This window comes from Streptomyces sp. NPDC048436, from assembly GCF_043200355.1.
Classification (GTDB): domain Bacteria; phylum Actinomycetota; class Actinomycetes; order Streptomycetales; family Streptomycetaceae; genus Streptomyces.
Genome location: NZ_JBICXP010000002.1, coordinates 195471 through 217294, shown reverse-complemented (window position 1 = coordinate 217294; position 21824 = coordinate 195471). Strand labels below are relative to the sequence as shown.

Sequence of the window (21824 nt, the reverse complement as noted above, 5' to 3'; positions counted from 1 at the left end):
ACCCCGCGGGGTACGGCCCTCCTCGTACGTCTCGTGCCGTCAGGCAGCCTTCGCCTTGGTGGCGTACATGTCCACGTACTCCTGACCGGAGAGCTGCATGACCTCCGTCATCACGGAGTCCGTCACCGCCCGCAGTACGTAACGGTCGCGGTCCATGCCCTCGTACCGCGAGAACTCCATCGGCTCGCCGAACCGCACCGTGACGCGGCCCGGGCGGGGGAGACCCTTGCCGCCCGGCTGGAGCTTGTCCGTGCCGATCATCGCGAAGGGGATCACGGGCGCGCCGGTCATCAGCGTGAGCCGCGCGATGCCCGTACGGCCCCGGTAGAGGCGGCCGTCGGGGGAGCGGGTGCCCTCGGGGTAGATGCCGAAGAGCTTGCCCTCCTCCAGGACGCGCCGCCCGGTCATCAGCGCGGCGACGCCGCCGTGGCCGCCGTCGCGGTCCACCGGGATCATGCCGGAGCCGGTGAAGAACCAGGCCATGAGGCGGCCCTTGAGCCCCTTGCCCGTGACGTACTCATCCTTGCCGATGAAGTACACCGGACGCGGGCAGACGAGAGGCATGATCATCGAGTCGATGAACGTGAGGTGATTGCCGGCCATGATGACCGGACCGGTGCCCGGAATGTTCTCGGCGCCTTCCACCCGAGGGCGGAACATCAGACGCAAGATCGGTCCGAGCACAGCCTTGATGAGCGCGAGACGGGACAACGAGCCCTCCGGTGTCAACGGGTCAACGACGAGTATGTGCAGGTGAGGACGATACTCGCGGGTGCCCGTCCATCGCACATCGGGTTCACACACTCGATACGCAGAGTTGACCCGCCGAAGCGTGGCGCAGCCCTCGGGGCGCCCTCCCTGAGACGACGTTATCCCTGTGTGCGGCGTGGTGCGCGTCCTAGTGGTCCTTGTCACGCCCGGTGCTCACGCGCTGCCACCGCGTCAGACGGCCCCGCGCCGGGGTCCGGAGCCCACCGAACGGAGCCGGTCCCGCACACCAGTAGCCATCCGTCATCACCCTTCCGTTCGGTCCAGGGTCTCCCATCCGTCACTCGTGGCCACCTACGATCGTGCCGCTTTGTCAGGTGCAAGGCAGCACATCGGGAGGAGCGCTCAATGGCTACGCAGAAGTCGAGGCATTCGGGGCCGGGGGAGCAGCGGCCGGGGCGACGCGCGGTACTGGGAGCGGCGGTCCTCGGGGCGGGCACAGCCGTCGTAGGACTGCCCGGCGTGGCGAGAGCCGACGCCAAGCACGGGCACGGCGGTTACAAGGACCTGCCCGTGCCGACGATCGTCGCGCACCGCGGCACCAGCGGCTACCGCCCCGAGCACACGCTCGGTTCGTACCAGCTCGCCCTCGACATGGGCGCGCACGTCATCGAGCAGGACGTCGTGCCCACCAAGGACGGCCATCTCGTATGCCGTCACGAGAACGACATCACCGCGACGACGGACGTCGCGGCCCACCCCGAGTTCGCGTCCCGCAAGACCACCAAGTCCGTGGACGGCGCCTCGCTCACCGGCTGGTTCACCGAGGACTTCACGCTCGCCGAGCTGAAGACGCTGCGCGCCAAGGAGCGCATCCCGGGCACCCGCCAGCGCAACACCCTCTACGACGGCCGCTGGGACGTGCCCACCCTGGAGGAGGTCTTCCAGTGGGCCGAGAAGCAGGGCCGTGAGCGCGGCAGCCGGATCTGGCTGCACATCGAGACCAAGCACCCCACGTACTTCCGCAAGCTGGGCCTCGGCCTGGAGGAGCCGCTCGCCAAGCTCCTGCGCAAGTACGGGCGGCACAAGAAGAACTCGCCCAACTTCCTGCAGTCCTTCGAGCCCAGCAGTCTCCAGCGCCTGAACAAGCTCGTCGGCCCGCCGCTCGTGGTGCTCCTGTCCACCGCGAGCTCCCGCCCCTGGGACTTCGTCGAGGCGGGCGACCCGCGCACCGTCGCCGACCTCATCAAGCCCGAGGGCCTTCAGTGGATGGCGTCGTTCGCGCAGGGCATCGGCCCCACGCTCGACCTGGTCATCCCGAAGAAGCCGGACGGCAGCCTCGGCACCCCGACCACGCTGGTCAAGGACGCGCACGACGCGGACCTGATCCTGCACCCGTACACGATGCGCAACGAGAACACCTTCCTGCCCACGAACTTCAAGAAGGGCACCGACCCGAACGCCTACGGCGACGCCTTCGGAGCCTTCAAGACGTACTTCGAGACGGGCATCGACGGGATCTTCTCCGACAACAGCGACACCGCCCTGCTCGCCCGCGAGGACTTCGTCAACGGCTGATCGCCCGGCCCCGGTAGGGGTGACAGACGGCCGCTCCGGCAACCTCCTGCCGGAGCGGTCGCGTCCCGCCCTGCATGACGACCGAGCTCATCCCCGCACTGCGTCCCCTCCTCGCCGCCGAGGCCTCCGCCGCGGCACTCGGCACCGGCACCGACCCCGGCGACCTCGAACAGGCCGTCTGGCTGCGCCTGCTCGAACGGATGGAGGCCGCCGACCCGCCCGCCGACCCCGCCATGTGGCTGCGGGCCGCCGTCGCGTCCGAGGCGCGCCGCACCCGGCGTACGGCGGAACGTGAAGTGGCGTACGCGACCGAGCCCGCCGACACGTCCGAACACGGCCCCGAACAGCGCGCCCTGCGGGCCGACCGCGAGCGCACCCTGCACGCGGCGGTGCGCAGACTGCCCGGCCGCTGCCCCGGACTCATGGCGGCACTCCTGTCCCCCAAGGACCTCACCTACCGCGAGATCGCAGGGCAGTTGGGAATGTCACAGGGCAGCCTGGGGCCCGAACGTTCCCGATGCCTGGGATGCCTGCGCAGAATGCTCGCGGCGGAGGTTGCAGTTCCCGACCCGCGGGGAAGGGAGCGTTAGACAACCGGCGGAGCAGGTGAGCGGGAGGCATGCACACATGGGCATGAGCGTGACCATCTCGGAGGCGGGCGGGCAGGACGCCGAGAAGATCCTCAAACTGCAGTACCTGTGCTACCAGAGCGAGGCCGAGCTGTACGGCGACTACTCCATCGAGCCGCTCACGCAGACCCTCGACTCCATCACGGCCGAACTGACCACCGGCAGCGTCCTGGTGGCGCGGCTCGGTGACGAAGTGGTCGCGTCGGTGCGCGGCACGGTCGACCCCGACGGCACGGCGCGGATCAACAAACTCATCGTCCACCCCAGGATGCAGCGGCACGGCCTGGGCGGCCGGCTCCTGGAGGCGATAGAACACCGGCTCGGCGCGGGCGGCACCGCCAAGTGCTTCCAGCTCTTCACCGGCCACCGCAGCGAACAGAACCTGCAGCTCTACCGCAAGCATGGTTATGCGGCGGTGAACACCCGGCACGTGAACGAACGGCTCACGCTGGTGACCCTCGCCAAGGAAGCGGTCGCGGGGGCGTACGCGGCCAAGGTCTAGCGACCCGAGGAGGTCCGTGCCTTGTTCAGCCAGAAGATCGCCGTGACCGGAAGGATCACCGGGATGAACAGATAGCCCATTCCGAAGTCCGACCACACCGTGGCGTCGGGGAAGGCGGACGGCTCGACGAGCGTCCAGGTCCCCACCGCCAGGACGCCCACCAGCTCGGCGGCGCAGCACACCAGCGCCGCCTTGCGGGCCCTCTCGCCGCCCCGCACGAGCGAGTACGTGATGAAGCCGTAGACGAGACCCGCGAGCGCGGACAGCGTGTACGCGAGCGGGGCCTTGTGGAAGTCCGTCGAGATCTGCACGGCCGAGCGCGAGACCGCGCCGACCACCATCACCCCGTACAGCCACACCAGAAGGATGCCGGGCCCGCTGATCAGCTTCCGCCGGGTGCCCTTGGTCTTCCCGTCCGGGGTCACCGTCACCTCAGCCTCCCCAGATGTCGTAGAGCCGCACTTCGAGCACGGCCAGGACCACGCCACCCGCGGCGACCGTGATGGAGCCCCAGCGGGTCCGCTCCGCCAGGGACATGAAGCCCGCGGCCGGGATACAGGCGAAGGAACCGATCAGATACGCCACGAAGATCGTCGTGCCCTGCTCCGCCTTCTCGCCGCGTGCCAGCTGGACGATGCCGACGATCAGCTGGACGGTGGCGAGCAACGTCACCACGCCCATCCCGATGAAGTGCCAGTCCTTGGTCGGCTGGTCCCGGTAGGCGGCGAAACCGCACCACGCGGCGAGGGCGAGCGCGGCCACAGCGGTCGCGATCGTCAGGGCAACAAGCATGCGGTGACTTTATTACGGGCCCAATGACCCGATGCGCGCACCCCTGGGGTGGCCCGTACGCTCGGACACCATGAAGATCCAGGCAGAAGCGCTCTTGTTCGACAACGACGGAACTCTCGTCTCCTCCTTGGAGTCGGTGTACCGCTGCTGGACCCGCCTGGCGCAGGAGTACGGAATCACCGCCGAGGAGTTCGCCCGCGTCGAGCTGCACGGCCGCCCCGCCGCCGAGATCATCGCCGACATGCTGCCCGCCGAGCGCGTGGCCGAGGCCGTCGCCCGCATCGAGGAGCTGGAGGTCTCGGACGTCGAGGGCGGCGTCGTGCTGCTCCCCGGCACCCGCGAGCTGCTCGCATCGCTGCCCCCGGAGCGCTGGGCCGTGGTCACCTCCGCGGGGCGACGCCTTGCCGAGGCCCGGCTCGCGGAGGTCGGCGTCAGCCCGAAGACGCTGATAGCCGCCGACGACATCACGCGCGGCAAGCCCGACCCGGAGCCCTTCCTGCTCGCGGCGGCGAAACTGGGCGTCGACCCGGCGCGCTGCGTGGTCTTCGAGGACGCGCCCGCGGGTCTCGCCGCGGGGCGCGCGGCAGGCATGACCACCGTGGCGTTGGCCACAACGCACACCGCCGGCGAGCTCTCCGCCGACGTCGTCGTGAAGGACCTCTCGGCCGTGTCGGCGCAGGCCACCGCGGGTGGCGTGGAGATCGTCACCGAGGACTGAGGAAGCCCCCGAGCACGTCCGCGCCTGTCCACCGGCTGTCCGTATAGCGGACAACCGGGGCGGGCCTCGAACTCACGCGTGTTTTACTGGTCCACATGACCATGACGAGCAGCCGCACCCCTGCGACCGAGGCGATCACGACGCCCGGTGCTCGTTGTATGTGTCGAATGTGCGCCTTCTGAGGGCCCCCGCACCACCCCTGAGCCTCGCGCCCCGAAGCGAAGCCGCTGTGCCGCGCCCCTATGCGACGTACTGCATGTACACGACGTAGGAAGCGGCCGGCCCCGCGCACACCTCCTCCGGTTCCTTTCGCCACCGCGAGAAACCGTGCCGCGTTCCCCACGAATGCCCCGTGCCCGGCGAGAGACGCGCCGCGCACTCGACAGTGACGGAAACCCCTGTGATCACCACTTCCGGCCTGACCAAGGTCTACCGCTCACGCGGTCGTGAAGTAACTGCCCTCGACGGCGTCGATCTGCATGTCCGCGAAGGCGAGGTGTACGGCGTCATCGGCCAGTCGGGCGCCGGTAAATCCTCGCTGATCCGCTGCGTCAACCTCCTTGAGCGCCCCACCGCCGGCACCATCAGCGTCGCCGGCCAGGACCTCACCGCCCTCGCGGGGCGCGGCAGCCGCGCGAGCAAGGACCTGCGCCGGGCGCGCAGCCGCATCGGCATGGTCTTCCAGCACTTCAACCTGCTGTCATCGCGCACCGTGCAGGACAACGTCGAACTGCCCCTGGAGATCCTCGGCCTCACCCGCGCCGAGCGCTCCCGCAAGGCCCTGGACCTCCTCGACCTGGTCGGCCTCGCCGACAAGGCGAAGTCCTACCCGGCGCAGCTCTCCGGCGGCCAGAAGCAGCGCGTCGGCATCGCACGCGCGCTCGCCGGCGACCCCAAGGTGCTGCTCTCCGACGAGGCGACCAGCGCCCTCGACCCGGAGACCACCCGCTCGATCCTGCACCTCCTGCGCGACCTCAACCAGCAGCTCGGCCTGACCGTCCTGCTGATCACGCACGAGATGGACGTCGTCAAGAGCGTCTGCGACTCCGCTGCCCTGATGCGCGGCGGACGGATCGTCGAGTCCGGCACCGTCACCGAGCTGCTCGCGACGCCCGGCTCCGAGCTCGCCACCGCGCTCTTCCCGGTCAGCGGCGCGGCGACGGGCGAGGACCGCACCGTCGTCGACGTGACCTTCCACGGCGAGGCCGCGACCCAGCCGGTCATCTCCCAGCTGTCGCGCACGTACAACATCGACATCTCGATCCTCGGCGCCGCGATGGACACCGTCGCCGGACGCCAGGTCGGCCGCATGCGCATCGAGCTGCCCGGCCGCTTCGAGGAGAACGTCGTCCCGATCGGCTTCCTGCGCGAGCGGGGACTGCAGGTGGACATCGCGGGCGAAGACCCCGTGACCACGCCGAAGGACTCCACGCTGCTGGTCAAGGAAGGTGCCAAGTGACCTGGTCGGAGATGCAGCCCCTGCTGGAGCAGGCCTGTTGGGACACCCTCTACATGGTCGGCTGGTCCACGCTGATAGCCATCGTCGCCGGACTGCCGCTCGGCATCCTGCTGGTCCTCACCGACCGCGGCGGGCTGCTGCAGAACACAGTCCTCAACAAGGTCATCGGGCAGATCGTGAACATCGCGCGCTCGATGCCCTTCATCATCCTCATGGTCGCCCTGATGGGCTTCACGCGCTGGATCACCGGCACGACGATCGGCCGCGACGCCGCCATCGTGCCCCTCGCGATCGGCGCCATCCCCTTCTTCGCGCGCCTCGTGGAGACCGCGGTGCGCGAGGTCGACGGCGGTCTCGTCGAGGCCGTGCAGTCGATGGGCGGCAACATCTGGACCATCGTGCGCAAGGTCCTCGTACCGGAGTCGCTGCCCTCGCTGATCTCCAGCACCACCACGACGATCGTCACGCTCATCGGCTACTCGGCCATGGCGGGCACGGTCGGCGCCGGCGGCCTCGGTGACATCGCGATCCGCTACGGCTACCAGCGCTTCGAGACCGAACTGATGTGGATCACCGTCGGCATCCTCGCCGTCGTCATCTCCGTCATCCAGTTCGCGGGCGACTACGCGGCCCGCAGGCTCCACCACCGCGGCGGCCACTCGGGCGCCGCGCCCAAGCTGCGGCTTCTCAAGCTCAAGACGCCCGCATCGCAGGCTTCCTGACGCCTTCCTGAGGCCGGACCCCTTTACCCCGCACACCCCATCGCGGGGCGTACCACCCATGGAGAAAGGCACTTTTCGTGCGTAACACCGCCAAGATCACCACCGCTGTCCTCGCCGCCGGAGCCCTCACCCTCGGGCTCTCCGCCTGCGGCTCCGACAAGGGCTCCGCCGCGGGCGACAAGGACGGCAAGCTCGTCGTCGCCGCGACCCCGACGCCGCAGGGCGAGATCCTCACCTACGTCCAGAAGCATTTGGCGAAGAAGGCCGGGCTCGACCTCCAGGTGCAGGAGTTCACCGACTACGTCACGCCGAACACCGCCGTCCAGCAGGGCGAGGTCTTCGCGAACTACTTCCAGCACAAGCCGTACCTCGACGACTTCAACAAGAAGAACGGCACGGACATCGTGCCCGTCCCCGGTGCCACGGTTCACCTGGAGCCGCTCGGCGTGTACTCCAAGAGCATCAAGAAGATCGGTGACCTGAAGAACGGCGCCACCGTCGCCGTCCCGAACGACACCACCAACGAGGCACGCGCGCTCAAGCTGCTCGCGGACAACGGCATCATCGAGCTCAAGAAGGGCGTGGGCTACGAAGCCACCCCCAAGGACATCGCGAAGAACCCCAAGAACCTCAAGTTCAAGGAGCTCGAAGCCCCCACGCTGCCCCGCAGCCTGGGTGACGTCGACGCCGCGGTGATCAACGGCAACTACGCCCTTGAGGCCAAGCCCGCGCTGAGCCCCGCCAAGGACGCCATCGTCGCCGAGTCCGCCAAGGGCAACCCCTACGGCAACTTCCTCGCCGTGAAGAAGGGTGACGAGAACGACCCCCGCGTGAAGAAGCTCGCCAAGCTCCTCACCTCGCCCGAGGTCAAGAAGTTCATCGACGACAAGTACGACGGCGCCGTCGTCGCGGCGTTCTGATCATGCGTACGTCCGTCATCGCCGCCGCGGCGGGGACCCTGGCCCTCACGCTGGGCCTCACCGCGTGCGGCGCGGACTCCGGCAGCGGATCGGGTGGCTCCGGCGACACGCTCACCGTCGGGGCCACCCCGACCCCGGCCGGCGAAGTCCTCACGTACATCCAGGAGAACCTCGCGAAGAAGGCGGGACTCGACCTGCGGATCACGGAGTTCACGGACTACGTCTCGCCGAACACCGCGCTCCAGGAAGGGTCCCTCGACGCCAACCTGTACCAGCACACCCCGTACTTGGAGGACTTCAACAAGTCCAAGAAGACGGACCTGGCACCGGTCACCGAGGTGTACCTGCCCCCGATGGGCGTGTACGCGAAGAAGCTGAAGGACGTCTCCGGGCTCCGCTCCGGCGACACCGTCGGCGTTCCGAACGACACCACCAACGAGGGCCGGGCGCTCCAACTCCTCGCCTCCCAGGGCGTCATCGGGCTCAAGAAGGGTGTCGGCGGCACCGCCACGCCCGAGGACATCACGTCCAACCCGAAGAAGCTCACCGTCAAGGCGCTCGATCCCGCGCAGCTGCCGCGCTCGCTCGACGACCTCGACGCGGCCGTCATCAACAACAACTACGCGCTCGACGCCAAGCTCAGCCCCAAGGACGACTCCATTCTTCTGGAGTCGCCCAAGGACAATCCGTACAACAACGTGCTCGCCGTCAAGAAGGGCGACGAGAACGATCCACGGATCAAGAAGCTTGCCGAACTGCTCACTTCAGCCGAGGTGAAGCAGTTCATCAAGGACAAGTACAAGGGCTCTGTCCTGCCCGTCGAAACGAGCTGACGCACAGTCCGTTTCCGCCCTCACCACGGGGTCCTCTCCTGACGAAGGAGCGGACCCCGTGGTGCGTTTGCGCGCCGGCATGCTGCATGCTGGGCACTTCAGCAGGCCCGAGGGTTCCAGGTTACGGAGCAGCGCATGACAACCACCTTGCCCGACATCTCCATCAGCACGGAGCGGTTGGTGCTGCGCCCGCTCGAGGACTGCGACGTCTCCGCGTACGCGGAGATGATGAACGACGAGATGGTCACCGCCTGGACCTCCACGCCCCAGCCCTTCACCGAGGCCGACGCCCGCGACTGGATCACCCGGCTCGCCCCCGCCGAACGCACCGAGGGCCGCGGCATCGTCCTCGCCGTCACGGAGTTCCTCACCCAGCGCCTGGTCGGCATCGTGCAACTGCGGGACACCGACTGGCGCGTGCGCTCCGGGGAACTCAACTACGTCATCGCCCCCTGGGCCCGCGGCGAGGGCTACGCATCCGAGGCCGCGCTCGCCACCGCCCAGTGGCTCTTCAACGACCAGCGCTTCGAGCGCATCGAGCTGCGCACCGCCGCCGACAACACCGCCGCCCAGCAGGTCGCGCAGAAGATCGGCTGCATCAGCGAGGGTGTTCTGCGGGGCGCCTGGATAGCGCGTACGAGGAATGGCGGGGATCCGTTCGGCGGCTGGATCGACGTCCGCACCGACCTCATCGTGTGGAGCCTGCTGCCCGAAGATCTCGAGGGAGTGGGCGAGCAGCTCGCGGACAGCGGGTTCAGCGCGTTCTCCGACTGGAACTGACCCCCGGCGCATCTCCGGGCCCCAGCGGGTACGCTCGCCCCTGGCCACACGCGGTTGCCCCCTACACGCGACGCCCGGCCCCTCAGACGTCCAGCGCGAACCCGAGCGAGAACCCAGGAGACAGACGACGATGGCCGACCGCGTCACGGTGATCGGCTGGGACGGCTCGCCGCTGACCGCCGCGGCGCGCTCGGCGCTCGGCGCCGCCACCCTCGTCGCGGGCGCCGCCCATCATCTGGCGCTCACCGAGGTGCCCCCGGCCGCCGAAAGGATCCGCCTGGGCAGCGTGGCCCTGGCCGCCCGCCGCATCGCCGCCCACCGAGGCACCGCGGTGGTCCTCGCCGACGGCGACCCCGGCTTCTTCGGCGTCGTACGCACCCTGCGCGCCCCCGAATTCGGCCTGGAGGTCGAAGTGGTGCCCGGCGTCTCCTCCGTCGCCCAGGCCTTCGCCCGCGCCGGGATGCCCTGGGACGACGCCCAGGTCGTCGTCGCCCACCCCCGCACCCTGCGCCGCGCGGTGAACGTCTGCCGCGCGCACACCAAGGTCGCCGTGCTCACCTCACCCGGCGCGGGCCCCGCCGAACTCGGACTCCTCCTCCAGGACGTCCACCGCACCTTCGTGATCTGCGAGGAGCTCGGCACCCAGCGCGAGCAGGTCACCGTCCTCACCTCGGACAAGGCCGCCGACCACACCTGGCGCGACCCGAACGTCGTCATCGTCATCGGCGGCCCCGTCGCCGCCTCCGACACCGGCTGGATCGCGGGACGCGATCCGGGAGCCCCGCGCGGCTGGGCGCTGCCCGCCCCCGCCTACGGCGGCGAGGCCCAGCTCGGCGAGGGCGAGAGCGACCGGCTGCGGGCGGCCCAACTGGCCCGCCTTGGACCGCGCGTGGGCGACCTGGTCTGGGACATCGGCTGCGGCGGCGGCGCCTTCACCGCGGAGGCGGCACGTTTCGGCGCCGCCGTCATCGCCGTCGACGCCGACCCCGACGCCTGCGCCCGCACCATGGCGGTCGCCCGCCACTTCCGCGTGCAGCCGCAGATCGTGCACGGCACCGCGCCGCACATCCTCGAAGACCTTCCCGAGCCCGATGTCGTACGAGTCGGGGGCGGGGGAGTCGCGGTGGTCTCCGCCGTCGCCGACCGGCGCCCCGCGCGCATCGTGACGCACGCGTCGACCCGTGACGCGGCCGAACTCATCGGCAGGGACCTGACGGAGCACGGATACGCGGTGGAATGCGCGCTGCTCCAGTCCGTCGAGCTCGACACGCGGGCCTGGACGGAGCGGGAGCGGACCGTGGTCTTCCTGCTCTCAGGACAGTTGCCCGATCGCGCCCCGTGACCCTGCCGCCGCACGGTGCGGGGTAGGCTGGCGGATCGTTGTACCGCACCCGAGTGTCCGGCAAATAGTTGGTCAATGTCCGGAAAGCTCGCCCGTTTTGGGGGGTGTGTGGTACGGCATGACCGGAGGGCGCGCAACGTGGCGCAGTCCACAGCGGGCCGTCGCGGATCAAGCTGCCGTGGAGGCATGCCGACCGGGACAATGCCTGTTGTCCGTATGCGGTTCGTGCCGCGCGGCGCGCACGCTCGTTGAGATTGACGGGCGGTTGGTGCGCCGCTCCGGGCAATGGGGCTTCCCCGGCCTAAGGCTGAGGGGCGGTCGAAGAAGCACTAACCGATGGGCGAGGGGTTACGCATGACCGACACCGGCCAGGTCCCGGGCGAGGGACTGCCGGAGAACGCAGGCATGGTGGAGCAGCCGGGCGTCCCCGCCCCGGGTGCGTACACCTACCTCGACCCCTCCGAGAATCCCGCCGAGAGCGTCGCCACCGCCGATGACGACGACCTGCTGTTGATGCCGGGCGCCCAGGGCGCCTGGAGCGACGCGCCGTCGGCTCCGCCGCAGCAGGGGGAGCCGGGGCAGCATGCGGGGGCTCCGCAGGTGGCTGCTTCGGGGGGCCAGTACGCGGCGGCCGGTCAGCCGGTGGCGGACCCGTCCATGCCGGATCCGTCCATGCCGGATCCGTCCATGGCGGGTCAGTCGGCGGCTCCTCAGTACGCGGCTGATCAGTCTCTGGGCGGTCAGCCGCTCGTGGGCCAGCACGCGGCGGCCCCCCAGTCGGCCGCCCAGCACTCCGTCGGGCAGCAGCAGCCTGCCGCCCAGCCGCAGGTCGCGCACCAGCCGGGCCCGCACGAGACGGCGGGGCGCGACAGTGGCTCGGTCGACCTGAACGGCGTCCAGCTGCCCGGTTCCCCCGCCCCGGCGCCCGCGTCGCACCCGGGCACCACCCGCCGCCCGCTCCACCGGGGGCCTTCGGGACCCGCCGTGCCCGACGGCGCCGGGAGTCCCGTCCGTTCCCTCGCCGACCGCGGCCCGGCCGGTGCGCCGCAGCACGCCGCGCCCGTACGGCACGCGGGTCCGCCGACGGTAGGGCCCGAGTACCTCGACATTCCGCGGGACGAGGAGGGCGTGCTGCCGGGGCCGCAGCTCGGCGAGATCACGCCGCAGGGGGCGACCCCGTGGACGGCTCAGCCGCAGCCTTCCCAGGCGGGTCAGCCTGCGCAGACCTCGCAGCACTCCCAGTCCGCGATGTCCGCACAGGCTGTCGGACCAGCAGAAACGGTCGTCCCGGAGGGCACACCCGTCACGCAGGACGCGCCGGTCGCACAGGACGCACCCGCCGACGAGGTCCCGCAGCCCGCGCCGGCCGTCGAGCTCCCCCAGCAGGCCGCGGCCGCTTTCCCGCAGGCCGCGGACGCCGCCGATGCCGCGATCGCGCAAGGCACCGAGGCCGACGCCCAGTTCGCGCACGCCGACGGCGAGGCCGGTCAGCCCGCGTTCGCCGTGGACCCGGCCGTGGCGGACGCCCCGGATGAAGCGAGCCCGGAGCTCCCGCTCACCGCCGACGCGCAGGGCTCCGGCCGGCCGCAGTTCGCCGTGGCCGGGGCGCAGCCCTGGTCGGACGCCCCGATCGCGGGCGCCGCACACATGGCCCAGGGCCCGCAGGGACCGCAGACCCCGCAGTACGCGGACGCCCCCGTGGCCCACATGCCCCAGGGCGAGGGGCTCCCCGGCGGCCCGGCCCAGGCGTTCGCCGACCCCCAGGCGTCCACGCCCCTCGGCCAGTTCGTGCCGGTCGAGGGCTCGGTGCCGACCACGCCCCACCTCGCACCGACGCCTCCGCGCGCCCTGTCCGTACCCCCGGAGCACTTCGAGCCCCCGCAGCCGGCCGCGGAGACCGAGGCCCCCGCCCCGGACGCCGTACCGGCAGAGGTGACGGAGACCCCGGAGCCCTCGCAGGCCCAGGAGCCCCTGGCGCTCATCGAAACGACGGAAGCCGCCGAAGTCACCGAGCCCGCTCCGCCGCAGCCCGCGGCCACCGTCCCCGCGCCGCGCGACGGCGGCGAGCCCGCGGCCGTGACTCCCGTACCGGACGCGGCGGAAGAGCCCGTGACCGAGGCGCCGGAAGCAGCAGGCGAGGCCGAGCCTCTCGCAGTGGTCGACGCCCCAGCAGAAGCAGAAGCAGAAGCAGAAGCAGTAGCCGCAGCCGAGACGGCCCCCGTAGCCGTGGCCGAAGCCGTGCCCGCCGAGGCCCCGGAAGCCCCCGAACCGGCGGAAGCCACGCAGGAGCCCGCTCAGGCCGCCCCCGCCGAGCAGCCGGAGCAGCCCCAGAAGCCGGAGCAGCCCCAGCAGCCGCAGGCCCCCGCCGCCCCCGCGTACGACGACGCCGAGCGCGAAGCCGTCCTGCGCGTCATGCGTGAACGCCGTGACATCCGCAACGGCTTCCGCAGCGACGCCATCCCGCACGAGGTCCTGCTCCGCGTCCTGGAGGCGGCCCACACGGCGCCCTCCGTGGGCCACTCCCAGCCCTGGGACTTCGTCGTCATCCGCTCGGCGGAGACCCGCCGCACGATGCACGAACTGGCCATGCGCCAGCGCGACGCGTACGCGAAGTCGCTTCCCAAGGGCCGCGCGAAGCAGTTCAAGGAACTGAAGATCGAGGCCATCCTCGACACCCCGGTGAACATCGTCGTCACCGCCGACCCGACCCGCGGTGGCCGCCACACCCTCGGCCGCCACACGCAGCCGCAGATGGCCCCGTACTCCTCGGCCCTCGCCGTCGAGAACCTCTGGCTCGCGGCGCGCGCCGAGGGGCTGGGCGTCGGCTGGGTCAGCTTCTTCGACGAACGCGAGATGGTCAGAACCCTCGGGCTGCCCGAGCACCTCGAAGTGGTGGCCTATCTCTGTGTCGGATACGTCGATGAATTCCCGGAGGAGCCCGAGCTGATGCAGGCAGGCTGGTCCAAGCGCCGCCCGCTCTCGTGGGTCGTACACGAGGAGACGTACGGACGCCGCGCGCTGCCCGGCGAGGACCCGCACGACCTGCTCGCCGAGACCATCTCCAACATCCGCCCCCTGGACGCGAAGGCGCTCGGCGAGGCGTGGGAGCGGCAGAAGCGGATGACGAAGCCGCCGGGCGCGCTCGGCATGCTGGAGATCATCTCCGCGCAGCTCTCCGGCCTCTCCCGGCAGTGCCCGCCGCCGATCCCGGAGCCCGCGGCCGTCGCGATCTTCGCGGGCGACCACGGCGTGCACGCCCAGGGCGTCACCGCCTGGCCCCAGGAGGTGACCGCGCAGATGGTCGCCAACTTCCTCGGCGGCGGCGCCGTCTGCAACGCCTTCGCCAACCAGGTGGGTGCCGAGGTCTGCGTCATCGACGTGGGCGTGGCGAGCGAACTCCCGGCCACCCCCGGCCTGTTGCCCCGCAAGATCCGCGCGGGCACGGCGGACATGACGACGGGCCCCGCCCTGACCCGCGAAGAGGTCAAGGCGGCCGTCGAGGTGGGCATCGAGACCGCCCGCGACCTGGTGGCGGCCGGCAACAAGGCCCTGCTCACCGGCGAGATGGGCATCGCCAACACGACCGCGTCCGCGGCGCTCATCTCCGTCTACACGGACACCGACCCGGGCGAGGTGACCGGCCGCGGCACCGGCATCAACGACGAGATGCACAGCCGCAAGGTCGACGTCGTACGCCGGGCCCTCGAACTGCACCAGCCCGACCCGGCCGACCCGATCGGCGTCCTCGCGGCGATCGGCGGCCTGGAGCACGCGGCGATGGTGGGCCTGCTCCTGGGCGGCGCCTCCCTGCGTACGCCCGTGATCCTGGACGGCGTGAGCGCGGGCGCGGCGGCCCTGGTCGCCCGTGCCATCGCCCCGGAGGTCCTGGCGGCCTGCATCGCGGGCCACCGCAGCGCGGAGCCCGGCCACGTGGCGGCCCTGAACAAGCTGGGCCTGCGCCCCCTGGTGGACCTGGACCTCCGCCTCGGCGAGGGCACGGGCGCGCTGCTCGCCCTCCCGATCGTCCAGAGCGCGGCCCGCGCGATGCACGAGGTGGCCACGTTCGACTCGGCGGGAGTCACGGAGAAGTAGCGGCACCACGTCCCGGAGAAAAACCGGGGGCCCGGGGCGAAGCCCCGGTTTCGGGAAGGGGCGGTCTTGGAGAGAGAACGCAACCCCGCCCAGCCATACTGAACCCGCACGTCACAGCAGCCGCCCCACCGTCGCAGCGGCACCCGAAAAGCCCCGCACGAGGAGCCACCCGCCATGGCAGAAAGCCCCGCCTACCCCGTAGGCCTCCGCCTCACCGCCCGCCGCACGGTCGTGCTCGGCGGCGGCCAGGTGGCCCAGCGCCGCCTGCCCGCCCTGATCGCGGCAGGCGCCGACATCCTCCTCGTGTCGCCGACGGCGACCCCCTCCGTGGAGGCGATGGCGGACGCGGGCGAGATCACCTGGGAGCGCCGCCGCTACGAGGACGGCGACCTCAAGGACGCCTGGTACGCCCTCATCGCCACCAGCGACACCGAGGCCAACCGGGCCGCCTCCGCGGAGGCGGAAACGCACCGCGTCTGGTGCGTCCGCTCCGACGACGCCGACGCGGCCACCGCCCTGACCCCCGCGACGGGCCGCTCCGAAGGCGTCACGGTCGCCGTCCTGACCACGGACATCCACGGCCGCGACCCCCGCCGCACCGCGGCCATCCGGGACGCGGTCGTCGAAGGCCTGCGCGATGGCACCCTGGTGGCGCCCCACTACCGCACCCGCACCCCAGGCGTAGCCCTCGTCGGCGGCGGACCCGGCGACCCCGACCTCATCACGGTCCGCGGCCGGCGCCTGCTCGCCGAGGCCGACGTGGTCATCGCCGACCGGCTCGGCCCCCGCGACCTGCTCGCCGAACTCCCGCCGCACGTCGAGGTGATCGACGCCGCGAAGATCCCGTACGGCCGCTTCATGGCCCAAGAGGCCATCAACAACGCCCTCATCGAGCATGCGAAGCAGGGCAAGTCGGTCGTCCGCCTGAAGGGCGGCGACCCCTTCGTCTTCGGCCGTGGCATGGAGGAGGCCCAGGCGCTCGCCGAGGCGGGCATCGCCTGCACGGTGGTCCCCGGCATCTCCAGCTCGATCTCGGTACCCGGAGCGGCCGGCATCCCCGTCACGCACCGCGGCGTCGCGCACGAGTTCACCGTGGTCAGCGGCCACGTGGCCCCGGACGACGAGCGCTCCCTGGTCGACTGGCCGTCCCTGGCCAAGCTCCGCGGCACCCTCGTCGTCCTGATGGGCGTGGACAAGATCGGCAAGATCGCCGAGACGCTCACCGCGCACGGCCGGTCGCCCGAGACCCCCGTCGCCCTCATCCAGGAGGGCACCACCGCGGCCCAGCGCCGCGTGGACGCCACCCTCGCGACGGTCGCCGCCCAGGTGACCGCCCACGAGGTGAAGCCCCCGGCGGTGATCGTCATCGGTGACGTGGTGAACGTGGGACCAAAGCTTCGCGCCTGACCCCACCACTCCCCGCGTAACCATCGGTAACCCAACCCGCCCCAAGGCGTTGGCACCACACCCAGGACAAGGCAGTATCACCCTGTGGCTGATCTCATCACCGTTGACGACCCCACCGACCCGCGCCTGCGCGACTACACGGGCCTGACCGACGTCGAGCTGCGCCGCAAGCGCGAGCCCGCCGAGGGTCTCTTCATCGCCGAGGGCGAGAAGGTGATCAGACGCGCCAAGCAGGCGGGCTACGAGATGCGCTCGATGCTGCTCTCCGCGAAGTGGGTCGACGTCATGCGCGACGTCATCGACGAGGTCCCGGCTCCCGTGTACGCGGTCAACCCGGACCTCGCCGAGCAGGTCACCGGCTACCACGTGCACCGCGGCGCCCTCGCCTCGATGCAGCGCAAGCCGCTGCCGACATCGGACGAACTCCTCACCACGGCCCGCCGTGTCGTCGTCATGGAGTCGGTCAACGACCACACCAACATCGGCGCCATCTTCCGCAGCGCCGCCGCCCTCGGCATGGACGCGGTCCTGCTCTCACCGGACTGCGCGGACCCCCTCTACCGCCGCTCGGTGAAGGTCTCCATGGGCGCGGTCTTCTCCGTCCCCTACGCCCGCCTGGAATCCTGGCCGAGGGGTCTGGACGGCGTACGCGAGGCGGGGTTCAACCTCCTCGCGCTCACCCCGGACGAGAAGGCGAAGACACTCGACGAGGCGGCCCCGCACCGCATGGACCGGGTTGCGCTGATGCTCGGCGCGGAAGGCGAAGGCCTCACCACGAAGGCCCTGATGGCAGCGGACGAATGGGTCCGCATCCCGATGGCCCACGGCGTCGACTCCCTGAACGTGGGAGCGGCGGCGGCGGTCGCGTTCTACGCGGTGGCGACGGGCCGCCCTCAGCTCTGAGACGTCCCGGGCTCCAGCGGCTGACTCTGCTGTACGCCGGGCACGCCCCGCCCGTCCGGCGTGCCCCCGAGGCCGCGCGCAGGCCCCTGGCACCCCTGGGCCGCCGCGATCCCCAGGGCCACGAGCAGCGTCACGACCACGAACACGAAGAGCCGCTGACGTAGCAGCCGCGGATTGGCGGGCCGCCGCGCGCCGCCGGAGCGGGTGGTGTTCCTGGCCTGCCCGGGACGCGAGCCGGAGCGCGAGGAACCGGATCCGTTCCGCGAAGAACTCGGCCGCGATGAATTGGGCCGCGATGAACCTGTGCGCGAGGGACCCGTGCGCGGGGAATCGGGCCGTGACGCGCTGGGCCGCGGTGGGGGAGTGCCCTGCGGATGACGCCGCTGGGTGCGCTGGTCCGCGTACTCCGAGGCCATCCGTCCCGTCGGCCTGTCCTGGTCCTGCCGGGGCGCGGGCGGCCGGGCGTCGCCAAGGCCCTGCGCCTCACGGGCCGCGATCTCCTTGAGCCTGAGGGACAGTTGGAGCGTGCTGGGACGTTCCTCCGGGTCCTTGGCGAGGCAGGCCCGGATGAGCGGGGCGAGCGCGTCCGGGACGCCGCCGAGCTGCGCCTCCTCGTGGACGACGCGGTAGAGCATGACCTCTGAACTGCCGTGCCCGAAGGGCGAGTCCGCCATTCCCGCGTACGCGAGCGTGGCACCGAGGGCGAACACGTCTGTGGCGGGGGTGACGGCGGCGCCGCGCACCTGCTCGGGCGCCAGGAAGCCGGGGGAGCCGACGGCGGTGCCCACATGGGTCAGCGTCGAGGCGCCGGTGGCCCAGGCGATGCCGAAGTCGATGATCCGCGGGCCCTTCGGGGACAGCAGGATGTTCGACGGCTTCAGGTCGCGGTGCACGACACCGGCCTCGTGCACGGCGACGAGCCCTTCGGCGAGCGCCGAACCGACCACCGCCACATCGGCCGCGGAGAGCGGCCCCTCGGCGGCGACCTTGTCGTGCAGGGAGGGCCCGGGGACGTACTGGGTGGCGAACCACGGACGGTCGGCGTCGAGATCGGCGGCGACGAGCCGCGCGGTACAGCCGCCGCGGATACGCCGGGCCGCGGAGACCTCTCGCGCGAAGCGCGAGCGGAACTCCTCGTCCTCCGCCAGATCGGGCCGGATCACCTTCAGGGCGACGCGCTGCCCCCGCCGGTCCGACCCCAGGTAGACGACACCCATGCCGCCGGCGCCCAGCCGCCTGTGCAGTCTGAACGAGCCGACGACACGCGGGTCCTCGCGCCGGAGCCGCATCATCGCCATGTCCATCCCCGCTGCCCGGTCCGTTGTCGTGCCACAGCTTACGTTTCCGTGGCCGGGCAGGTGCAGAGGCCGCGCCCTCGCGGCCCGACCGATTGTCAGTGCCGGGTGGGAAACTTGAAGAGTGGTCAGGGGCACGGGGGCGGGCGGCCGTTGTGCGGGGCGTCGCTCCCAACCATCCATCGCTGAAGGGGGATTGATCCCGTGAAGGGTGATCGCGTGGAGATAGTCGTGGACGCCGGGGACACGACGCGTACGTACGAGGTGGTGGCGAGCCGGGCGGGCCGCCGGGTGGAGACGGCGGTCCGCAGAGGGGTGGTCGAAGTGAGCGAAGTCACCCGTAGTGGCTCAGTCGTGCGGACGGCACGGTTCATGGCCACCCGCGTCCTGGCACTGGTCGAGCAGCCCATCCCCAGGGAGGACACATCCGAGCGGACGGCCCGCCCCCTCCGGGAAGACCCTGAGACCTAGGACCCCGTCTCCACCCATGGGAGTACATGAGCGGCGATCGCTCATCCTCCGGGAGGCCCGGCAATCGGTACGAGGGCATGACGCCCAAGGCTTGCGGCGCACCTAGATTTGAAGTCAAGCGGCGGGTGTCAGCACTCGTCCCCCGAGGTCAGACACCCGCCGCTGCTAAGTCCATACAGATTCGGTCAGGAGAGGAACCATGGCGGACACGGCACCGCGGGCAATGTTCCGCACGCAAGGACGCAAGGCTTTCGCCACGTTCGGCGTCCGCCCGTCCGGCACGCGTCACCCCTTGGTGGCGACGGCCATGGTTCTTCCCCTGGCGGCCCTGCTCGTAGTCGTCTTCGGCGGCTGGGAAGCGGTGGTCACACAGGCGTCGTCCGTGGGCGTGATGCTGGGGCGCTGAGCGGCGCCCCAGGCCCGGATGAGCGGTCCGGGCGGGGACATCCGGCCAGGAAACCCCGTGGGGACGGGGGTGCGGCGGACGGCAATGAGAAATGCCCGCGCAGCTGGGGAGCTGCGCGGGCCTTTCTTTGCGCGGGGCTCCGCCAGTGTCCTTGGGCGCCCTTGATCACCGGCTGCGCCGAGCTCGTCCTCAAACGCCGGACGGGCTGGATACTCCGTACCCTCACCGAAGACCTACCGCCGCACCCCCGAGGGACCCGTGACCGCTATCCTTCCCGCCCTCACCGCCAAGGCCCGCCACACCGCACACCGCACCCCGTGCGCCTGCGCCCCGGAAGCCGTCCTGGCGGACCGCGACGACGCCACGGTCGTCCGGCACGGCGACACGGTCGCCAAGGCACACGCCCACGGCACGGACCCCGCCGAGCTGGCGGCCCGCCTGAACGTCGCCGCAGCCCTGCGCGGCACTCTCCTCCCCCCGCTCAGCGAGACGGCGGTCCCCCTCCACGGGCGCCTGGTCACCTTCTGGCCGCACGGCACCCCCGTGGACCGCGACGACCCGGACGCCGCCCCGTGGGAAGCCGCCGCCACCCTCCTCGCCCGCCTGCACTCCACACCCCCGGCCGAACTCCCGCACCCGCTCCCGGACATGCGAGGCCCCGCGAAGGCCGCCCGGGCGATGCGGCGGATGCGGGACGCGGGACCGCACCCGGCCTCCGCCCCCGTCGAGCGTGCCTGGGCCACCCTCCCCGCCTGGGCCCGCGCCGAAGCCCCGGCGCCCGCCCCCAAGCTCCTGTGCCACGGCGACCTGCACCTCGGCCAGCTGGTCCGCACCCGGGAAGGGCGCTGGCTGCTCATCGACATCGACGATCTCGGCCTCGGTGACCCCGCCTGGGACCTGGCCCGCCCCGCGGCCTGGTTCGCCTGCGGCCTCCTGGCCCCCGAGGAGTGGACCCGCTTCCTCACCGCCTACCGCCAGGCACGAGGCCCCGCGCTCCCTGCGGACGGCGGCGACCCCTGGCCCGCCCTCGACGTGGCGGCCCGCGCCCTCACCGCGCAGACCGCCGCCGTGGCCGTCGCCAAGTCCGTCAAGGAGAACCGGCCCCTGGACGAGATCGAGCAGGCGGTGGTCGACGCCTGCGAGCGAATGGCGGCCCTCCCGCCGGAGTTGGCGCCGGCTGTCACGAAGTAGGGTGCGACGCACCGAAGCCGGGCAGAGATCCGGCGAAGCATTCACGACCGGCGAGGAGTTGAGCCGACCATGCAGTGTCCCAAGTGCCATGCACCGATGCACACGTACAACCGCAATGGCGTCCAGATCGAGCAGTGCAGCGGTTGCCGCGGGATATTTCTCGACTATGGCGAGCTCGAGGCCCTGAGCCGGGTCGAGTCCCAGTGGGGCGGCCAGCAGGCCCCGCCCCCACCGCCGGCCCCGCAGCAGGGGTACCCGGCCGCTCCCGCCCCGGCGTGGGGCGCCCCTCAGCACGGCGGCCACCACGGCGGTCACGGCGGGCACTACGGCCACAACCAGCGGCACAAGAGCTTCGGGCACATGCTCTTCTCCTCCTGACCGGAGGAACGACGAAGCCCCCGGCCGTGGGAACGGCCGGGGGCTTCGTATGGATGGTGCGCGATACTGGGATTGAACCAGTGACCTCTTCCGTGTCAGGGAAGCGCTCTCCCGCTGAGCTAATCGCGCGGGTGGACCTACGTGTGCTGCGTACTGCCTGTGCTGCGTGCGCGATACTGGGATTGAACCAGTGACCTCTTCCGTGTCAGGGAAGCGCTCTCCCGCTGAGCTAATCGCGCGGGGATCCTTACGGACCAGTGGACGATACTGGGATTGAACCAGTGACCTCTTCCGTGTCAGGGAAGCGCTCTCCCGCTGAGCTAATCGTCCTTGGAGGTGGAGACGGGATTTGAACCCGTGTAGACGGCTTTGCAGGCCGTTGCCTCGCCTCTCGGCCACTCCACCAGGAGGGCGGGGGTTCGGGAAGATCCCCCACTTCCTGCGAGCGGACGACCAGGTTCGAACTGGCGACCTCAACCTTGGCAAGGTTGCGCTCTACCAACTGAGCTACGTCCGCTTGTCTTTCCCGGCCCGCTTGCGCGTCCCGGCGACGTGTTGAACTCTAGCGGATTCCTGGGCCAGTACAAAAACGCGTTTGCGCAGCGTGCTGCGCTGTCACCGGCCCGGGGTGGCACCAGGACACCGGTCATAGACTCACAAGCGTGCACAGCCCCCCTCAGACGTCCTCCCGGCCACCC

At 71.1% G+C, this 21824-nt stretch carries 21 protein-coding genes and 5 tRNA genes; 17 read left to right on the top strand and 9 right to left on the bottom strand.

The window, feature by feature from the left end:
* Nucleotides 1–39: 39 nt before the first annotated feature.
* Nucleotides 40–660, bottom strand: coding sequence for a lysophospholipid acyltransferase family protein (locus ACGFX9_RS07565; protein ID WP_393466309.1), 621 nt, complete (start codon nucleotides 658–660; stop codon nucleotides 40–42).
* 456 nt (nucleotides 661–1116) lie between these two features.
* Between ACGFX9_RS07565 and ACGFX9_RS07560 the strand changes: the two genes are divergently transcribed.
* The 3 genes from ACGFX9_RS07560 (at nucleotide 1117) to ACGFX9_RS07550 (ending at nucleotide 3417) form a co-directional block, all read left to right on the top strand.
* Complete coding sequence (locus tag ACGFX9_RS07560; protein WP_393466306.1) at nucleotides 1117–2286, top strand: glycerophosphodiester phosphodiesterase; 1170 nt, start codon at nucleotides 1117–1119, stop codon at nucleotides 2284–2286.
* A 74-nt stretch (nucleotides 2287–2360) separates the two neighbouring features.
* Nucleotides 2361–2876: a sigma-70 family RNA polymerase sigma factor gene (locus tag ACGFX9_RS07555; protein WP_393466303.1), complete on the top strand. Its 516-nt coding sequence runs from the start codon at nucleotides 2361–2363 to the stop codon at nucleotides 2874–2876.
* A 37-nt stretch (nucleotides 2877–2913) separates the two neighbouring features.
* Complete coding sequence (locus tag ACGFX9_RS07550; protein WP_393466301.1) at nucleotides 2914–3417, top strand: GNAT family N-acetyltransferase; 504 nt, start codon at nucleotides 2914–2916, stop codon at nucleotides 3415–3417.
* Here the strand turns inward: ACGFX9_RS07550 and ACGFX9_RS07545 are convergent.
* Nucleotides 3414–3848: a hypothetical protein gene (locus ACGFX9_RS07545; RefSeq protein WP_393466298.1), complete on the bottom strand. Its 435-nt coding sequence runs from the start codon at nucleotides 3846–3848 to the stop codon at nucleotides 3414–3416. The two genes, ACGFX9_RS07550 and ACGFX9_RS07545, sit on opposite strands and share 4 nt — an antisense overlap.
* A gap of 1 nt (nucleotide 3849) precedes the next feature.
* Nucleotides 3850–4209 carry a hypothetical protein gene (locus ACGFX9_RS07540; RefSeq protein WP_393466296.1) on the bottom strand — a complete coding sequence of 120 codons (360 nt, stop codon included), beginning with the start codon at nucleotides 4207–4209 and terminating at the stop codon, nucleotides 3850–3852.
* A 70-nt stretch (nucleotides 4210–4279) separates the two neighbouring features.
* On the opposite strand from ACGFX9_RS07540, the gene ACGFX9_RS07535 reads away from it, so the two are divergent.
* From ACGFX9_RS07535 to ACGFX9_RS07490, 10 genes are all read left to right on the top strand, one after another.
* Entirely contained in the window at nucleotides 4280–4927 is a 648-nt protein-coding gene (locus ACGFX9_RS07535; protein WP_393466293.1) for an HAD-IA family hydrolase, read from the top strand.
* A gap of 400 nt (nucleotides 4928–5327) precedes the next feature.
* The gene (locus ACGFX9_RS07530; protein ID WP_393466290.1) at nucleotides 5328–6386 is read left to right on the top strand and encodes a methionine ABC transporter ATP-binding protein; all 1059 of its coding nucleotides are present in this window, start codon (nucleotides 5328–5330) and stop codon (nucleotides 6384–6386) included.
* Nucleotides 6383–7108 (top strand): methionine ABC transporter permease, encoded by a 726-nt coding sequence (locus ACGFX9_RS07525; protein WP_393466287.1) that lies wholly within the window; start codon nucleotides 6383–6385, stop codon nucleotides 7106–7108. The genes ACGFX9_RS07530 and ACGFX9_RS07525 overlap by 4 nt, the downstream gene beginning before the upstream one ends.
* Before the next feature lie 77 nt (nucleotides 7109–7185).
* Nucleotides 7186–8028, top strand: coding sequence for a MetQ/NlpA family ABC transporter substrate-binding protein (locus tag ACGFX9_RS07520; protein WP_393466284.1), 843 nt, complete (start codon nucleotides 7186–7188; stop codon nucleotides 8026–8028).
* Nucleotides 8029–8030: 2 nt separating this feature from the next.
* Nucleotides 8031–8861, top strand: a complete 831-nt coding sequence (locus ACGFX9_RS07515; RefSeq protein ID WP_393466281.1) for a MetQ/NlpA family ABC transporter substrate-binding protein — start codon at nucleotides 8031–8033, stop codon at nucleotides 8859–8861.
* A 135-nt stretch (nucleotides 8862–8996) separates the two neighbouring features.
* Nucleotides 8997–9641: a GNAT family N-acetyltransferase gene (locus tag ACGFX9_RS07510; protein WP_393466278.1), complete on the top strand. Its 645-nt coding sequence runs from the start codon at nucleotides 8997–8999 to the stop codon at nucleotides 9639–9641.
* A gap of 130 nt (nucleotides 9642–9771) precedes the next feature.
* On the top strand, nucleotides 9772–10983 hold the full coding sequence (gene cbiE / locus ACGFX9_RS07505; RefSeq protein WP_393466275.1) for a precorrin-6y C5,15-methyltransferase (decarboxylating) subunit CbiE: 1212 nt from the start codon (nucleotides 9772–9774) through the stop codon (nucleotides 10981–10983).
* 354 nt (nucleotides 10984–11337) lie between these two features.
* Nucleotides 11338–15075, top strand: a complete 3738-nt coding sequence (gene cobT / locus ACGFX9_RS07500; protein WP_393466272.1) for a nicotinate-nucleotide--dimethylbenzimidazole phosphoribosyltransferase — start codon at nucleotides 11338–11340, stop codon at nucleotides 15073–15075.
* Between the two features lie 174 nt (nucleotides 15076–15249).
* Nucleotides 15250–16482: a uroporphyrinogen-III C-methyltransferase gene (gene cobA, locus ACGFX9_RS07495; RefSeq protein ID WP_393466269.1), complete on the top strand. Its 1233-nt coding sequence runs from the start codon at nucleotides 15250–15252 to the stop codon at nucleotides 16480–16482.
* Between the two features lie 84 nt (nucleotides 16483–16566).
* On the top strand, nucleotides 16567–17385 hold the full coding sequence (locus ACGFX9_RS07490; protein WP_393466266.1) for a TrmH family RNA methyltransferase: 819 nt from the start codon (nucleotides 16567–16569) through the stop codon (nucleotides 17383–17385).
* Here ACGFX9_RS07490 and ACGFX9_RS07485 read toward each other — a convergent pair.
* Nucleotides 17376–18689, bottom strand: a complete 1314-nt coding sequence (locus ACGFX9_RS07485) for a serine/threonine-protein kinase (RefSeq protein WP_393466263.1) — start codon at nucleotides 18687–18689, stop codon at nucleotides 17376–17378. The two genes, ACGFX9_RS07490 and ACGFX9_RS07485, sit on opposite strands and share 10 nt — an antisense overlap.
* Before the next feature lie 195 nt (nucleotides 18690–18884).
* On the opposite strand from ACGFX9_RS07485, the gene ACGFX9_RS07480 reads away from it, so the two are divergent.
* The 4 genes from ACGFX9_RS07480 (at nucleotide 18885) to ACGFX9_RS07465 (ending at nucleotide 21126) form a co-directional block, all read left to right on the top strand.
* Nucleotides 18885–19151, top strand: a complete 267-nt coding sequence (locus tag ACGFX9_RS07480) for a hypothetical protein (RefSeq protein ID WP_393466260.1) — start codon at nucleotides 18885–18887, stop codon at nucleotides 19149–19151.
* 199 nt (nucleotides 19152–19350) lie between these two features.
* Nucleotides 19351–19557: a hypothetical protein gene (locus ACGFX9_RS07475; protein ID WP_393466257.1), complete on the top strand. Its 207-nt coding sequence runs from the start codon at nucleotides 19351–19353 to the stop codon at nucleotides 19555–19557.
* Nucleotides 19558–19815: 258 nt separating this feature from the next.
* Entirely contained in the window at nucleotides 19816–20748 is a 933-nt protein-coding gene (locus ACGFX9_RS07470; RefSeq protein WP_393466254.1) for an aminoglycoside phosphotransferase family protein, read from the top strand.
* Between the two features lie 69 nt (nucleotides 20749–20817).
* Entirely contained in the window at nucleotides 20818–21126 is a 309-nt protein-coding gene (locus tag ACGFX9_RS07465; RefSeq protein WP_393466251.1) for a zf-TFIIB domain-containing protein, read from the top strand.
* Nucleotides 21127–21180: 54 nt separating this feature from the next.
* On the opposite strand, the gene ACGFX9_RS07460 is transcribed toward ACGFX9_RS07465, so the two are convergent.
* The 5 genes from ACGFX9_RS07460 to ACGFX9_RS07440 all read right to left on the bottom strand — a co-directional run bounded on the left by ACGFX9_RS07460 (nucleotide 21181) and on the right by ACGFX9_RS07440 (nucleotide 21643).
* Nucleotides 21181–21255 (bottom strand) — tRNA-Val (locus ACGFX9_RS07460).
* Between the two features lie 38 nt (nucleotides 21256–21293).
* Nucleotides 21294–21365, bottom strand: a tRNA-Val gene (locus ACGFX9_RS07455).
* Nucleotides 21366–21384: 19 nt separating this feature from the next.
* Nucleotides 21385–21456 (bottom strand) — tRNA-Val (locus ACGFX9_RS07450).
* A gap of 1 nt (nucleotide 21457) precedes the next feature.
* Nucleotides 21458–21531 (bottom strand) — tRNA-Cys (locus tag ACGFX9_RS07445).
* 39 nt (nucleotides 21532–21570) lie between these two features.
* A tRNA-Gly gene (locus tag ACGFX9_RS07440) sits at nucleotides 21571–21643 on the bottom strand.
* Nucleotides 21644–21824 lie beyond the last annotated feature (181 nt).

What these genes read in the sequence shown, in the direction of transcription:
- ACGFX9_RS07565 (WP_393466309.1), bottom strand. Translation starts at nt 660, where the DNA reads ATGTTCCGCCCTCGGGTGGAAGGCGCCGAGAACATTCCGGGCACCGGT.
- ACGFX9_RS07560 (WP_393466306.1), top strand. Translation starts at nt 1,117, where the DNA reads ATGGCTACGCAGAAGTCGAGGCATTCGGGGCCGGGGGAGCAGCGGCCG.
- ACGFX9_RS07555 (WP_393466303.1), top strand. Translation starts at nt 2,361, where the DNA reads ATGACGACCGAGCTCATCCCCGCACTGCGTCCCCTCCTCGCCGCCGAG.
- ACGFX9_RS07550 (WP_393466301.1), top strand. Translation starts at nt 2,914, where the DNA reads ATGGGCATGAGCGTGACCATCTCGGAGGCGGGCGGGCAGGACGCCGAG.
- ACGFX9_RS07540 (WP_393466296.1), bottom strand. Translation starts at nt 4,209, where the DNA reads ATGCTTGTTGCCCTGACGATCGCGACCGCTGTGGCCGCGCTCGCCCTC.
- ACGFX9_RS07535 (WP_393466293.1), top strand. Translation starts at nt 4,280, where the DNA reads ATGAAGATCCAGGCAGAAGCGCTCTTGTTCGACAACGACGGAACTCTC.
- ACGFX9_RS07515 (WP_393466281.1), top strand. Translation starts at nt 8,031, where the DNA reads ATGCGTACGTCCGTCATCGCCGCCGCGGCGGGGACCCTGGCCCTCACG.
- ACGFX9_RS07510 (WP_393466278.1), top strand. Translation starts at nt 8,997, where the DNA reads ATGACAACCACCTTGCCCGACATCTCCATCAGCACGGAGCGGTTGGTG.
- cbiE (WP_393466275.1), top strand. Translation starts at nt 9,772, where the DNA reads ATGGCCGACCGCGTCACGGTGATCGGCTGGGACGGCTCGCCGCTGACC.
- cobT (WP_393466272.1), top strand. Translation starts at nt 11,338, where the DNA reads ATGACCGACACCGGCCAGGTCCCGGGCGAGGGACTGCCGGAGAACGCA.
- cobA (WP_393466269.1), top strand. Translation starts at nt 15,250, where the DNA reads ATGGCAGAAAGCCCCGCCTACCCCGTAGGCCTCCGCCTCACCGCCCGC.
- ACGFX9_RS07485 (WP_393466263.1), bottom strand. Translation starts at nt 18,689, where the DNA reads ATGGACATGGCGATGATGCGGCTCCGGCGCGAGGACCCGCGTGTCGTC.
- ACGFX9_RS07475 (WP_393466257.1), top strand. Translation starts at nt 19,351, where the DNA reads ATGGCGGACACGGCACCGCGGGCAATGTTCCGCACGCAAGGACGCAAG.
- ACGFX9_RS07465 (WP_393466251.1), top strand. Translation starts at nt 20,818, where the DNA reads ATGCAGTGTCCCAAGTGCCATGCACCGATGCACACGTACAACCGCAAT.